At 51.8% G+C, this 14167-nt stretch carries 15 protein-coding genes and 1 pseudogene; 8 read left to right on the top strand and 8 right to left on the bottom strand.

What is annotated here, in order from left to right; translation table 11 throughout:
• Positions 1-99: 99 nt before the first annotated feature.
• The 3 genes from Q3A88_RS12295 to Q3A88_RS12285 all read right to left on the bottom strand — a co-directional run bounded on the left by Q3A88_RS12295 (position 100) and on the right by Q3A88_RS12285 (position 3879).
• Entirely contained in the window at positions 100-1179 is a 1080-nt protein-coding gene (locus Q3A88_RS12295; protein WP_039517524.1) for an alpha/beta fold hydrolase, read from the bottom strand.
• 474 nt (positions 1180-1653) lie between these two features.
• Positions 1654-2691 (bottom strand): M48 family metallopeptidase, encoded by a 1038-nt coding sequence (locus Q3A88_RS12290; RefSeq protein ID WP_317178003.1) that lies wholly within the window; start codon positions 2689-2691, stop codon positions 1654-1656.
• 9 nt (positions 2692-2700) lie between these two features.
• Complete coding sequence (locus Q3A88_RS12285; protein ID WP_317178002.1) at positions 2701-3879, bottom strand: YjgN family protein; 1179 nt, start codon at positions 3877-3879, stop codon at positions 2701-2703.
• A gap of 423 nt (positions 3880-4302) precedes the next feature.
• On the opposite strand from Q3A88_RS12285, the gene Q3A88_RS12280 reads away from it, so the two are divergent.
• Positions 4303-4806 (top strand): GNAT family N-acetyltransferase, encoded by a 504-nt coding sequence (locus tag Q3A88_RS12280; RefSeq protein WP_014913944.1) that lies wholly within the window; start codon positions 4303-4305, stop codon positions 4804-4806.
• Between the two features lie 109 nt (positions 4807-4915).
• On the opposite strand, the gene rraB is transcribed toward Q3A88_RS12280, so the two are convergent.
• Entirely contained in the window at positions 4916-5341 is a 426-nt protein-coding gene (gene rraB / locus Q3A88_RS12275; RefSeq protein WP_010284584.1) for a ribonuclease E inhibitor RraB, read from the bottom strand.
• 91 nt (positions 5342-5432) lie between these two features.
• On the opposite strand from rraB, the pseudogene argL reads away from it, so the two are divergent.
• Positions 5433-5480, top strand: a pseudogene (argL, locus tag Q3A88_RS21910) (putative translational regulatory protein ArgL); the annotation flags it as partial.
• Between the two features lie 22 nt (positions 5481-5502).
• Entirely contained in the window at positions 5503-6510 is a 1008-nt protein-coding gene (argF, locus tag Q3A88_RS12270; RefSeq protein WP_039282690.1) for an ornithine carbamoyltransferase, read from the top strand.
• Positions 6511-6557: 47 nt separating this feature from the next.
• On the opposite strand, the gene Q3A88_RS12265 is transcribed toward argF, so the two are convergent.
• Positions 6558-7025 carry a YhcH/YjgK/YiaL family protein gene (locus tag Q3A88_RS12265; RefSeq protein WP_317178001.1) on the bottom strand — a complete coding sequence of 156 codons (468 nt, stop codon included), beginning with the start codon at positions 7023-7025 and terminating at the stop codon, positions 6558-6560.
• A gap of 449 nt (positions 7026-7474) precedes the next feature.
• Here Q3A88_RS12265 and pyrB point away from each other — a divergent pair, with 449 nt between their 5' ends.
• The 5 genes from pyrB to nrdG all read left to right on the top strand — a co-directional run bounded on the left by pyrB (position 7475) and on the right by nrdG (position 12461).
• Entirely contained in the window at positions 7475-8410 is a 936-nt protein-coding gene (gene pyrB / locus Q3A88_RS12260; protein WP_317178000.1) for an aspartate carbamoyltransferase, read from the top strand.
• Between the two features lie 15 nt (positions 8411-8425).
• The gene (gene pyrI, locus Q3A88_RS12255) at positions 8426-8890 is read left to right on the top strand and encodes an aspartate carbamoyltransferase regulatory subunit (protein WP_010284552.1); all 465 of its coding nucleotides are present in this window, start codon (positions 8426-8428) and stop codon (positions 8888-8890) included.
• A gap of 98 nt (positions 8891-8988) precedes the next feature.
• A complete protein-coding gene (gene ridA / locus Q3A88_RS12250; protein ID WP_317177999.1) occupies positions 8989-9375 on the top strand; it encodes a 2-iminobutanoate/2-iminopropanoate deaminase in 387 nt (128 codons plus the stop codon).
• Between the two features lie 400 nt (positions 9376-9775).
• Entirely contained in the window at positions 9776-11914 is a 2139-nt protein-coding gene (gene nrdD, locus Q3A88_RS12245; RefSeq protein WP_317177998.1) for an anaerobic ribonucleoside-triphosphate reductase, read from the top strand.
• Positions 11915-11996: 82 nt separating this feature from the next.
• Positions 11997-12461, top strand: a complete 465-nt coding sequence (gene nrdG / locus Q3A88_RS12240; protein WP_317177997.1) for an anaerobic ribonucleoside-triphosphate reductase-activating protein — start codon at positions 11997-11999, stop codon at positions 12459-12461.
• Between the two features lie 11 nt (positions 12462-12472).
• On the opposite strand, the gene Q3A88_RS12235 is transcribed toward nrdG, so the two are convergent.
• From Q3A88_RS12235 to Q3A88_RS12225, 3 genes are all read right to left on the bottom strand, one after another.
• Positions 12473-13126: a hypothetical protein gene (locus tag Q3A88_RS12235; RefSeq protein WP_317177996.1), complete on the bottom strand. Its 654-nt coding sequence runs from the start codon at positions 13124-13126 to the stop codon at positions 12473-12475.
• Between the two features lie 106 nt (positions 13127-13232).
• Entirely contained in the window at positions 13233-13679 is a 447-nt protein-coding gene (locus Q3A88_RS12230; protein WP_039282711.1) for a YhbP family protein, read from the bottom strand.
• Between the two features lie 9 nt (positions 13680-13688).
• A complete protein-coding gene (locus tag Q3A88_RS12225) occupies positions 13689-14135 on the bottom strand; it encodes a winged helix-turn-helix transcriptional regulator (RefSeq protein ID WP_014913935.1) in 447 nt (148 codons plus the stop codon).
• Between the last annotated feature and the right edge of the window lie 32 nt (positions 14136-14167).

The following is a 14167-nucleotide window of genomic DNA, read 5'->3' as shown; positions in this document are numbered from 1 at the left end:
CGAACTGAAATAAATTCGTTATAAAACCGTAATAAAATAAAGAAAGGTAACAAGCAAGCGATGACCGACAGAAAGAGATTTTCTGCCGGTCATGAGTATTTATTTTTTATTATTTTTCTGAGACGGATTCTTTTCTAAGAAACGTTGTAGCTCATCTTTATAAAACTTCGCCGACATCATAGTGCCATGCCCACTGGTATCTTTGCTGGCGGGAATAAGGAACAACGTCGCCTGCTTAATTTTCTTCAGCTCATTATCCAGGATGCCTGTTTCAATAGGATTACGCTCATCATCCGCAGAGTTAATCACTAGCACAGGTGCCTTAATTTTATTCAGTTCCGGTGCCGCATTATAATTTGCAGACGAGCCCCAGATATAAATAAAGTCATTCGCATCGCTGGTCGACGGAGCCGCAAGGCGATCTTCTACCAGTTTGTCCGCCTGCGCGCGCGTCGGCGCTTTGCTCTGATACGCGAGCGTGCCGCCAGTGGTGGCGATACTGAACATAATGCTGGCCGTTTTCAGCGTTGGCGGCTGCTGTGTGTAATCGCCGTTATTCCACGTTGGATCGTTCTTGATGGATTCAATCAAGATGCGGCGCATCATCCAGTTACGACCAGACAGCTCGTTTGGCAGCGACGCCATTGGCACCAGCGCATCCATCATGTCTGGGTATTTTTCACCCCAGAGCCAGGTTTGCATGCCGCCCATGGAATATCCCATCACCAGACGCAGGTGGTTAATGCCCAGCCCTTCTTTGATTAAGCGATATTGTGCCTGCACCATATCGTTATAATCGTACTGCGGGAATTTCATCCGTAAGCCGTCTGACGGTTTGGACGATTTTCCAGAACCGATGCTCTCCGGCATGATAATAAAGTATTTGCTGCTATCCAGCGCCTGACCCGGCCCGAACAGCTCCCCGCCAAAGCCATTTGCTAGCAGTGATTTAATCGGCTGGTTCGTTCCATGTAGCAGTAAGACAGCGGGCTTGGTTTTATCACCGATCGTGTAGTAGTGAATACGCAGATCTTTTAATTTTTCGCCGCTGTTGAAGGTAAATTCTGGCGCAATCCAGTCGCCTTCTTTAGGCTCTGGGAAATTGGTCTGTGCATGCGTTAATGGTGACAGCATTAACAGAAATGCGCCCACCACCCCTGATAGAATTCGATTAATCATAAATAACTCTTCGGTAATCATGAAGTCGTGAAGCCGCGATTTTAATGTCTATTAGGAAAAATCCCAATAAACATAAGCGAACTAATAATAAAAAGAGATTATTGTCTGGTTTTTTTATTTATCGCGAGAGATTCTACAGATAGTTTTTAATAGGATGATATTTAACGTATTCCTGTTAATCGTCCGGCTACGCAGTTCATGCTTTTCACTCGACATGCGCGTTTATAAAAACAACAAAGCGCGCTTTTTTTGCTCAAATATCTAATCATACTCTAAATAATTCGAGTTTCAGGAAGGCGGCAAGCGAAGGAATCCCGATGAGCTTACTCAGGTAAGTGATTCGGGTGACTGAACGTAGCCAACGCACATGTAACTTGAAGTATGACGAGTATAGAAGGAGATCGTGTGCGGTGACACCGCACACGATTGACATAAGGCAGTGTTAGATCGGAGGTGAGAATCGAGAACTGAGGATTAGTGCTTATTCATCTCGCTTTCAATGGCTTTCAGCCGCTCATCCATATCCGGGTGCGTACTTAGCCAGTCCGGTAAATCCAGCGAATCAATTTCATCCTGACTGCGGTCGTTAGCGATCAAGGCCCGATACATTGCCTGCATCGACTGAAGCGAACGCCCTTGCTGCTGCATTTCGGCTATTGCCCATGCGTCGGCTTCCCGTTCCATATCGCGAGAAAACTGCATCTCGTTGATAAAAGCGGCAGACTGCAACAGGGTATCCCCGACGCCGCTGACATCTCCCGTCATCCACATGAACGTCAGCGATACCAGCGATGAACGCACCACCATGCGCATTGGGTGGCGATAGGCGTGGTGCCCCATTTCATGCAGCATCACCGCGGCCAGCTCGTTGTCATTTTTCGCCAGCTTCACCAGATCGTCACTGATAATCAGCGTGCCATCTGCCAGCATAAAAGCATTCGGCCCGATAGGCGCAGACATAATCTCCAGACGCAGTGGCGTTTTGTCTTCCCGCATGTCAGCGGGCATAACCTGTTGAAACAGTGTTTGCATCGCCTGCTGTCGCTCAACAGGCAGTTCAGAAGGCTTAAAATCACTGTGCCGTAACAGCTTTAGCGTATTTTGCCCCAGTTGCTGTTCGATAACGCTAGGCATCCGTAGCGCCAGCGCGGAGCTTGCCCACGGCAGTACCACGTAAACGTAGTTTATGACGAGCAAGATTGTGGCGAGTAGTGTGAGAATGACGCCACGCTTATGGCGTTCCAGACGATGGACAAGTCCTGGGCGACGTCGTGCAGAATACCACGAGCGAAAAGTGGGATCGTCGGCAGGAACAAAGCGACCACCGTCAGGAAAGGTGAGCGTTAGAGGAATCGAGCCCAGCGCATCGGAAACCGTGACCTGCTCTAATGCAAATGTCGTATTCGATGACCCGGTGTTCAACACCATCATCGAACCGTTGTCCGTTAAATGAAGAGAAGCGGCCACGCGGGCCGCCAATCCGGGGTATTGATAATGCCCCTCAATATTCATATTCCTGCCTTAGAGACCGACACCCAAATCGAGCGCCTGCACGGCTTCTTCGGCCAGTGCGCTGTTTGCTGTGTCCTGATGAGCCTGAACATGCAGCAGTGCCAGATCGCCTTCAACCGCTGTCGCATTCGCAATATAGCGTGCGTGACGAATCTCTGCCACCGGTGCAGCCCAACCCAAAGAGAAAATAGTGATCAGGCTATTGGTTATCAGCAGCCCCATGTAAGACATGGTTTGCATGGAAGAGTGCAATTTCACACCGCCATTCAGCGACGTCTGATTAAACAGATAATTACGCTGTGCGACCACCAGATAACTGCTGGAAACCAGCACACCCAGCAGCGCCACAACGAACATCATGACCATATTGAAGACGTTGCTCAGCAGCATCATGGCAATGGTGTCCGAATCTGCGCCCATCATAATAATCTGATACAGCGTAAAAATGAACGACCCCATGAATGACAGCGCGGCGATTAAGAAAGGAACAAAAATCAGCAGGCTAATCAGGGCGAATTTAATAAATGCCGCTTTCGTCAACTCCGCTTTAAACGCCGTTTTGCCGAAGAACAGGTTATTAACATAGAAATCAAGCTGCATCATTTTCATGATGCCATTGACCGCAGCAAACCCAGGAACCACCAGCGCCAGCACGATGAGTGTAATGATAATCGGGCTATCGCTCTGCATACCAATGAACATCGCAACCGCTAAAACAGCATAAAACGCCAGCAGCAGCAGGATAGGACAAAGCAACAGCACCCAATACGCGCGGCCCGTCTGGCAGTGATAGTTAAAACGGACGCCACGGTAACTGGACATAATAGCGTCATAACGCCAGTTGCGGATCACGATAATCGGAATCAATGCCGCAAATGCCAATGCGAGAATAGTTCCTAACGTCGGTGACATTGCTAATACGATATAAAACAGAACAATACCGGCTATAACCAGCAAACGTCCTTTGAGGATCTGAATGGGCTGTGCGTGGTAATCAAAACGGTCACCGTTAATTTCCGTGTTGCCGTAAAAATAACGGCGGCGGCGCACTGTCGCCCAGGCAGAATAAATACCTAAGGTGATTATTGTTAATAATCCATTCACCAGCCAAATTGCAAAATATTCCCCAGCCTTACCATGAAACTGCACGCGATGCTGCGCGCTATTTTCTGAAGTATTGATAGTCATAGACCTTTCATCCTAAAAGAAATAAGCCTCATAAACGTTTCATTAGACACGTTATTGGCATACAAAAAGCGGCTTATTTAAGCATGTCTTGTTAACGACAACAATAAAAGTTAACAGTAATTAAACAACTGAGTAGTCTTATAAACCGTAAGGAATAGCGCGACCTAAATATTTATATCTTAAGAGATTGCAGGAAATTTTACTTATATCTTAGATAATTCAATCTCCAGAGTGTCATATTATGGCTTTAACAGTAGAAAATGCTGGCGCGTTAGTGTGGATATGGCATAAAAATCACCGCAGATACCACGCGAAGAACAGCAGGAAGAAAGGGCATAGACGTTGCATCAATGTGGTCTGAAATGGTATTACAATCGGCCAGGATCATTCCCCTCGTAAACCGTAAGAGCAAGAGTACGTATTATGACAACCGCGACCTCCGCCAATCTTCAGGTACGCCCAATCACTGCGAGAGACGATGCCGCTATCGCTCAGGTCATCCGCCAGGTTTCTGCTGAATTTGGTTTGACGGCTGATAAAGGCTACACCGTTTCCGATCCTAATTTGGACGCGCTGTTTGCCCTCTACAGTCAGCCGAAAAGCGCCTACTGGGTGGTTGAATATGAAGGCCGCGTGGTTGGCGGTGGCGGCATTGCTCCGCTGGTCGCAGGTGAAGAAGATGTGTGTGAATTACAGAAAATGTATTTCCTCCCCATCGTTCGGGGAAAAGGGCTGGCACGTCAGTTGGCGATACAGGCGCTTGATTTTGCACGTCAGCACGGCTTTCGCCGCTGCTATCTGGAAACAACCGGCCACCTGACCAGCGCGATCCGACTGTATGAGTCACTGGGCTTCGAGCTGATTCCCCACTCAATGGGTAACACGGGCCACACCGACTGTGAAGTGACGATGTTGAAGGTACTGTAATAGGCTGAAAGTACGACAATCACGCGCTGTCATACCGAATAAAAAACGCCGCAGGGATTCCGGCGGCGTTTTCAGTGAGGCGTATTCTTTCGAGTTAATGACTCAATAATTAGTGGCGCTTGCCGTCATCATCTTCATCATAAAAATCTTCATCATCCCCGTCTTCTTCGCCTTCACCATCTGGATCTTCGAAGTAGGTGCCCCAACCGTCGTAATTCACGCCGTGGCGTTCTGCCAGCGCCAGCAGTTGTTCTACCTGCGCGTCGATTATCTCCGCCTTTAGCGCAACTTCACTGATAGCATCGCAGCACATCAGCAACACGCCATCTTCCACTTCCAGTTCTTCCGCATCCGTCACTTCATAACCCAGCTTGAAGGCTTCTACAGCGACTTTTTCCAACACTTCAAACTTCTCAGCAGAGAAATGGTGTTCAATGGTATAGAGCGCGTCAGGATCGCTGCCATCATCCAGCAGTTCTTCAATGATCAGGCGTGTCTCTTCCCGTTGCTCTTCCAGTAATTCGCGGTTTGCCATGCCTCAGTCCTCATTAAACGACGTAATATTACTTATTGTCCCACAGCCCTGCGGCTTGCTCCACCACAAAGTTTGATATCACCACTTGAATTTGAATAATTACACATATAAAGTGAATTTTAATTCAACCAATGGTGTTGAGCCACATGGAGAGGTACATCATGCAACCGTTCTATAAGCGTCACTTTTTAAGGTTAATGGATTTTACACCCGCAGAAATTGCCAATCTTTTAGCCCTGTCAACGAAACTGAAAGCCGACAAAAAAAACGGGACAGAAGCCCGCCGCCTGCAAGGTAAAAACATCGCACTCATCTTCGAAAAAGATTCGACTCGTACTCGCTGCTCTTTCGAAGTTGCTGCATACGATCAGGGCGCGCAAGTGACCTACCTCGGCCCAAGCGGCAGCCAAATCGGCCATAAAGAATCCATCAAGGATACTGCACGCGTACTGGGAAGAATGTACGACGGCATTCAATATCGCGGCTACGGCCAGCAAATTGTCGAAACGCTGGCGCAATACGCGGGCGTTCCGGTCTGGAACGGGCTGACGAATGAATTCCACCCTACGCAGTTGCTGGCGGATCTGCTGACGATGCAGGAACATTTGCCGGGTAAACCGCTGTCAGAGATGACGCTCGTCTATGTTGGCGATGCGCGCAACAATATGGGCAACACCATGCTGGAAGCGGCAGCGCTGACCGGGCTGGATTTACGCCTCGTTGCGCCAAAAGCCTGCTGGCCGGATGACGGTCTGGTGGCTGAGTGTCAGGCGGCGGCAGAACAAACCGGTGGCAGCATTACGCTGACGGAAGATATCGCCGCGGGCGTCGCGGGCGCAGATTTCATTTATACCGACGTCTGGGTTTCTATGGGGGAACCGAAAGAGACCTGGAAAGAGCGCATCGCGCTGCTGAAACCCTATCAGGTGAACATGGCAATGATCGCCGCAACGGGTAATCCGCAGGTGAAGTTCCTGCACTGTCTGCCTGCGTTCCACGACGATCAGACGACGATGGGCCAACAAATGGCGGAGCAATATGGTCTGCACGGTGGAATGGAAGTCACGGATGAGGTCTTTGAATCCGCGCACAGCATCGTGTTCGATCAGGCGGAAAACCGCATGCACACCATCAAAGCGGTGATGGTCGCTACGCTAGTACAGGATTAAAGTTTACTTCCCTCCCCAGTGCGGGGAGGGATAGGCTTTCCAGCGGTTTACACCACCAGTGACGCGTCGATTTTCACCACGGCTTTGCGCACGTGCGCAGGTTCGCCAACGGCACACAGCGGTTTATGCACTTCGCCCGGGAAGAAGACGACAAAATCCCCTTCCTGCATCACAAACTGTTTTTCCTGCTCGCCCGCAGGCAGGAAAGCAATGTCTTTATCCGCAAGCCAGTCGGTATCCGGCTTGCCCGCAGGCAGGTTACTGAACGTCATCCCTTCCACACCAGACAGCACGATCTGAATGTCCAGATATTTGGCGTGATACTCAGCGCGGCGTTTTTCCAGCAGATCGGTGCTGTCGTTGGAGATCAGCACAAACACGCTGTTGCCTTCGATATCATGCTTGCCCAGCGGCGTGTCTGCCGTAATGTTTTGCTTCACGTATTCAATTGCTTCGAGCAGTTTTGCAGGCAGATAAGGAACCAGTTCAAGGTGGTGGACGTTGCCAGTAATCATAAAAACCCTCATTGATATAAAAATGAAACCCTGTTTTATAATCCTTATACTCTCCAAATGTGACGCCCGCCAGCGTGTTAATACGAAAAAGTGAACTGCCCACCACTCTTCCCCATTGGCCTTCTCCCACGCACGCACGTTATGCATACAGCACACGACCCGCAACCGATTGCGATGCGTAAAAAACCACGTTTTCTGCTTGAAATAGCCTAGTCGGCGCGTATAATTCCCGACAGTTTGCTGGGAGGGGTCATGCACCGTTACACCAAAAAATCCGCTGCTTATGTTGGTTCTCAACCACAACTGCCATCCGGCAGCCAGCTAGCGTTTTCCTTTCCGTTGCTCAATTATTCAATGAAGAAAGCCCCTCAATGAGGGGCTTTTTTTTGGCCCACAATCTGGGCAACCCGATACGACATTTCCTGTGTACACGTTAGGAGAAAGACAACATGGTCAATCCGCTCTATCAAAAACATATTATTTCAATTAACGACCTCAGTCGGGAAGATTTGGAACTGGCGTTGCGTGTCGCCGCCAGCCTGAAAGCCAAACCTCAGCCTGAGTTGTTGAAACATAAAGTGATTGCCAGTTGCTTCTTCGAGGCCTCCACCCGGACGCGTTTATCCTTTGAAACCGCGATGCATCGTCTGGGCGCATCCGTCGTCGGTTTCGCTGACAGCAACAACACGTCGTTGGGGAAAAAGGGCGAAACGCTGGCCGACACCATTTCCGTCATCAGCCAATACGTGGATGCCATCGTGATGCGTCACCCGCAGGAAGGCGCTTCCCGCCTTGCGACCGAGTTCTCCGGCGGTATTCCGATTCTGAACGCTGGCGACGGCGCGAACCAACACCCGACGCAGACGCTGCTCGATTTGTTCACCATTCAGGAAACGCAGGGCCGACTGAATAACATTAATATCGCGATGGTCGGTGATTTGAAATATGGCCGCACCGTGCATTCACTCACGCAGGCGCTGGCGAAGTTTGAAGGCAACCGCTTCTACTTCATCGCCCCGGACGCGCTGGCGATGCCGGACTACATTCTGAGCATGCTGAAAGAGAAGAATATTGCTTACAGCCTGCACAACAGCATCGACGACGTCGTCGGCGAGCTGGATATTCTGTACATGACGCGCGTGCAGAAAGAGCGTCTGGATCCGTCCGAATACATCAATATCAAATCCCAGTTTATCCTGCGCGCCGATGACCTGCACAGCGCCCGCCCGAATTTGAAAGTACTGCACCCGCTACCGCGCGTTGATGAGATCACCATTGATGTGGATGCCACGCCTTACGCCTATTATTTCCAGCAGGCAGGCAACGGTATTTACGCCCGTCAGGCGCTGCTGGCGCTGGTCCTGAATCGCGAACTGGTTCTGTAAGAGGAAGAAGCCATCATGACACACGATAATAAATTACAGGTTGAAGCGATCAAACGTGGCACGGTGATCGACCACATTCCCGCACAGGTGGGTTTTAAGCTGCTGACGCTGTTTAAACTGACCGCGACAGACCAGCGCATCACCATCGGCCTGAACTTGCCGTCCAACCACCTTGGGCGCAAAGATCTGATCAAGATCGAGAACGTCTTCCTGACCGAACAGCAGGCGAATCAGCTGGCAATCTACGCACCGCAGGCGACCGTCAATCAGATCGATGATTATGACGTCGTGCGCAAGCTGGTGCCGACGCTGCCAGACCACATTACTGGCGTGCTCACTTGCCCGAACAGCAACTGCATCAGCCGCAGCGAACCGGTTTCATCGTCATTCAGCGTGAAGCAGCGCGACGGCGACGTTCACCTCAAATGTAAGTACTGCGAGAAAGAATTTGAGCGTCAGGCGGTACTGCAAGATCGCTAGTTTTCTGCGTTGCCCCGCGATGGACATTGCCTGTCGCGGGGCTTTTTTGAATAATGGCGGCGTCCGCGTTCCTTTTACGCCCCCATCAAGGAGATACCATGTCACGCATTATCAGCACTGAGCACGCCCCAGCCGCCATCGGCCCTTATGTTCAGGGCGTCGACCTTGGCAGCATGATCTTCACGTCCGGCCAGATCCCCGTGCACCCGAAAAGCGGTCTGGTGGCAGATAACATCACCGCTCAGACGCGTCAGTCACTGGAAAACGTTCAGGCGATCGTAGAAGCCGCTGGCCTGAAAGTTTCCAATATCGTGAAAATGACCGTATTTGTGAAAGACCTGCACGATTTCGCTCTGGTCAACACCGCGTATGAAGCCTTCTTCAACGAACATAGCGCACCGTTCCCGGCTCGCTCTTGCGTTGAAGTCGCACGCCTGCCAAAAGACGTGAAGATCGAGATCGAAGCGATCGCCGTTCGTCGCTAAATATCACCGCAATATCCCCAAAAAGCGCACGGTAACCGGTGCGCTTTTTTTCTGTTCTTTCTTTCACCACAACAACATTATTGATACTCCCGACACACATCGCGGTCAAAAAACAAACAAATTTACGCCAAGCCGCGCGTAGCAAGCCTTCCCATTCTCATCGCCTTTTTTGCCTATTTTTTGTTCAGGCTCAAATTCCCCGCGACATGAGGATTTCTTTGCTCTACATCAATTTTACAGCGATAAAAGCGCAAACACCCCTACGCAATTTCAATATATAGTGCCTATCCTGTAAACATGAACTACATATAGTGTTTATCCACAGTGTCATCCACAGCCCTCTGTAACCCTTGTCAGTTACGGTTTTCGCCTGTGGATAACCTTTCCAGAGGAAGAAAACGTGAAACCAGTAGTGATTAAACGGGACGGTTGCCAGGTGCCTTTTGATGAAGTGCGTATCAAAGAGGCGGTCGAACGCGCGGCACATGCAGCCGGTGTCAATGATGCAGACTACTGTGCAACTGTGGCCTGTGCGGTCGCTCAACAAATGCAGGATAAATCGCGCGTAGATATCCGCGATATTCAGGACGCGGTCGAAAACCTGCTGATGTCCGGCAATTACAAAAAACTGGCGCGTACCTACATCGAATACCGCCATGACCGCGATATTGCGCGTGAACGCCACGGTCGTCTGAATCAGGAAATTCGCGGTCTGGTCGAGCAGAGCAACATGGCGCTGCTAAACGAGAACGCCAACAAAGACAGTAAAGTAATTCCCACCCAGCGCGACCTGCTGGCCGGTATTGTCGCCAAGCATTACGCCAAACAGTACATCCTGCCGCGTGATGTGGTACTGGCACACGAGCGCGGTGAGATTCACTATCACGATCTCGACTACTCGCCCTTCTTCCCGATGTTCAACTGCATGCTGATCGACCTGAACGGCATGCTGACCAACGGCTTCAAAATGGGCAACGCGGAGATTGAGCCACCGAAATCGATCTCCACGGCTACCGCCGTCACCGCGCAGATTATCGCGCAGGTCGCCAGCCACATTTATGGCGGCACCACGATTAACCGCATTGATGAGATTTTGGCGCCGTTCGTCACCGCCAGCCATGAGAAACATAAAGCCGTGGCGGAAGAGTGGAAGATTCCAGATGCGGAAAACTATGCCTTAACCCGCACGGAAAAAGAGTGCTATGACGCCTTCCAGTCACTGGAATATGAAGTCAATACGCTGCACACCGCTAACGGTCAGACGCCGTTCGTGACCTTTGGCTTCGGGCTCGGCATCAGTTGGGAATCGCGTCTGATTCAGGAATCGATCCTGCGCAACCGCATTGCCGGACTGGGTAAAAACCACAAAACAGCGGTTTTCCCGAAACTGGTCTTTGCGATTCGCGACGGTCTGAACCACAAAGCGGGCGATCCGAATTACGATGTCAAACAGCTTGCGCTGGAGTGCGCCAGTAAGCGCATGTACCCGGATATCCTGAACTACGATCAGGTCGTCAACGTCACCGGTTCGTTCAAAACGCCAATGGGCTGCCGCAGCTTCCTCGGCGTTTATGAAGAAGACGGCCAGCAGATTCACGACGGCCGCAATAACTTAGGTGTGATCAGCCTGAACCTGCCGCGCATTGCGCTGGAGGCCGAAGGCAATGAAGACCGCTTCTGGACACTGCTCGATCAGCGTCTGGCGCTGGCGAAGAAAGCGCTGATGACGCGCATTGCGCGGCTGGAAAGCGTGAAAGCTCGCGTCGCGCCAATCCTGTATATGGAAGGCGCGTGCGGCGTGCGCTTAAAAGCGGACGACAGCATTGCGGATATCTTCAAGAACGGACGCGCCTCGATTTCACTGGGTTACATCGGCCTGCATGAAACGATTAATGCCCTCTTCGGTAGCCAAACGCACGTGTTTGATGACGAGGCGCTGCGTGCCAAAGCCGTGGCTGTTATCACTCGCCTGAAAGCCGCCACCGAGCAGTGGAAAGACGAAACGGGTTACGGCTTCAGCCTGTACAGCACGCCGAGCGAAAACCTGTGTGACCGCTTCTGCCGTCTGGATACCGCCGAGTTTGGCGTCGTGCAGGGCGTGACGGACAAAGGGTATTACACCAACAGCTTCCACCTCGATGTGGAGAAGAAGGTGAACCCTTACCAGAAAATCGACTTCGAGCTACCCTATCCGCCGCTGGCTAACGGGGGGTTCATTTGCTACGGCGAATACCCGAACCTGCAACACAACCTCAAAGCGCTGGAAGACGTGTGGGATTACAGCTACAGCCGCGTGCCTTACTACGGCACCAACACGCCGATCGACGAATGCTACGAGTGCGGTTTCACCGGTGAATTTGAGTGCACCAGCAAAGGCTTCACCTGCCCGAAATGCGGCAACCACGATTCGGCCCGCGTTTCCGTCACGCGCCGCGTGTGCGGCTACCTCGGCAGCCCGGATGCACGCCCATTCAACGCCGGTAAGCAGGAAGAAGTGAAGCGTCGAATCAAGCACTTAGGTAACGGTCAACTGGGATAATCCCTTCCGGGCCGCAGCAATGCGGCCCACCTTTTCGCGGCATCGTCAACACGCGCCCGCTTTACAACATGGGCTCTACCGTATGAATTACCACCAGTATTATCCCGTTGATGTCGTCAACGGCCCCAGCACCCGCTGCACGCTGTTTGTCGCTGGCTGCGTGCATGAGTGTGTGGGGTGCTACAACAAGAGCACCTGGCGACTCAACTCCGGCCAGCCGTTTACGCAGGAACAGGAAGATCGGATCATCGCCGATCTTCAGGATACGGCGATCCCACGACAGGGCATTTCGCTGTCTGGCGGCGATCCGCTTCACCCACGGAACGTGCCTGACATCCTGCGGCTGGTCGAACGGATACGCGCGGAATGCCCCGGCAAAGATATCTGGGTCTGGACGGGCTACGTGCTGGCGGAACTGACGCCGGAGCAACAACGGGTGGTCGATCTCATCAACGTGTTAGTCGATGGAAAATTTGTGCAAGACCTGAAAGATCCCGCACTGATCTGGCGCGGCAGCAGCAATCAGGTTGTCCACCGTCTGCGTTGATCGACAAGAGGTTACTGAAGCGCCTGCATCTTACCCAGTGAACGTAATTGATCGGATTCGAGCACGGTGACCCGCGCTTTGGGCTCGGGCGAGAACGCCTGATTCAGCAACGCCTGCGCGACCGTTTTCCCTTCAATGGCTCGCCATTTTGCTGGGAACAGGCGAAACAGCGGCGCGGCCAGACTTTCTAGCGGACGACTATCTTCTCTTTCCCCCAGCAGCATCGACGGCTGTGCCAGTGTCAGATGCTGCCAGCCTTGCTGACGCAGCGATTTTTCCGCTTCTCCCTTCACGCGCGAATAGAAGAAAGGCGACGTCGCACTCGCGCTCAGCGAACTGACGACTAACAGGTGCGTCGCGCCTAGCGCCAGCGCTACCTTTGATCCTTCCACCACCAGCGTGTAATCCACATAGCGGAACGCCTGCTTACTACCTGCCGTCTTGAGCGTCGATCCCAGACAGCAAAACGCGATATCGACAGGATCGGTCAATTGCGCCAGCGCGGCAGAGAGATCGGGATCGTGCGGATTGACCACTTTCTCTGACGGTGCCAGCGGCTTACGGGTTGGCGCATAGATCGTCTCTACCCGATTATTGGCTTTCAACAGCGCTAACAACTCGTGCCCCACTAACCCCGTTGCACCTAATAACAGTACTCGGCTCATCGGTTTTCCCCCCTTGCTCAGCGTCTTTCACTATCCCATCTTTTTACGTTGCTGTTGTTATGTATGGAAAATTGTTATGTATGGAAAATGTTAGTTATGACAAACGTTAGCGCTGCCAGTGGCGCTTCTTACCAAAGCCCAACGTATTGTCCGTCATTTTGATTTCTGTCAGATCGAGCCGCCAAATCGGCGCTTGCGATGCCCGGGCAATAGGGAAACGCGCGTTGTATCGCGCTCTGGCCTGCTGCGCGTCATCCCCTTCCAACTGCACCGCCTGCGCCCGAAACTGCACGCCCTTAATCAGCATGACGCTCTTCGGCTGGCCGCTCACCGTACCGGCCACCTGCGGCAGCCTTGCCATTATTTCTCCGTGGCGCGTCTGCAACTCCGTCATTAGATAGAAGGCTATCTGTTGATCGTCATAAGTATAGAAGCAACTCGCACACCATAATTCCGAATTTTCACCTACACATAACGTCAGTACGTGCAACTTCTTCAAATAGCGGGAGATTGCCTCAAGATCGCTACCTGTTTCTCTCAGTTTTTTCTGCATTGCGCTGCCTCAATCCACTTTCTGAACGAACGTATCCTGCCCGACCACTAACTGCCCTTCCGCAGAATGCGGCAGCATGGTTTGCAGAGGCTGGCCGGTGTGTTTATCCAATAGCAGGGAGTGCGGTTCTCCCTCTGCAAACAGCTGCTGTTCCCCCCACTGACGTAGCGCCACAACGAGCGGGAATAGCTGTTCGCCTTTTGGCGTCAGGATATATTCCTGATAGGCCGAGCTTTCGGAAACGGGCTGAACGGACAAAATGCCTTCCTCAACCAGGGCGCGCAGACGATCGGTAAGAATATTTTTGGCAACGCCCAAACTGCGCTGAAAATCGCCGAAACGGCGGCGATTGTCGAAGGCATCGCGGATAATCAGCAACGCCCAGCGATCGCCAACCACATCCAGCGCACGGGCGACGGGACACGCATCCTCTTTCAAACTTTTGCGCTTCACCATGAATACTTCCTCCCCTTTTTCCTGTTCATCCT

It is taken from the genome of Pectobacterium sp. HCp5_1 (assembly GCF_032905925.1).
Lineage (GTDB): Bacteria > Pseudomonadota > Gammaproteobacteria > Enterobacterales > Enterobacteriaceae > Pectobacterium > Pectobacterium brasiliense_A.
Note: the sequence above shows the minus strand (reverse complement) of the source record. Positions and strands in the feature narration are given on the sequence as shown.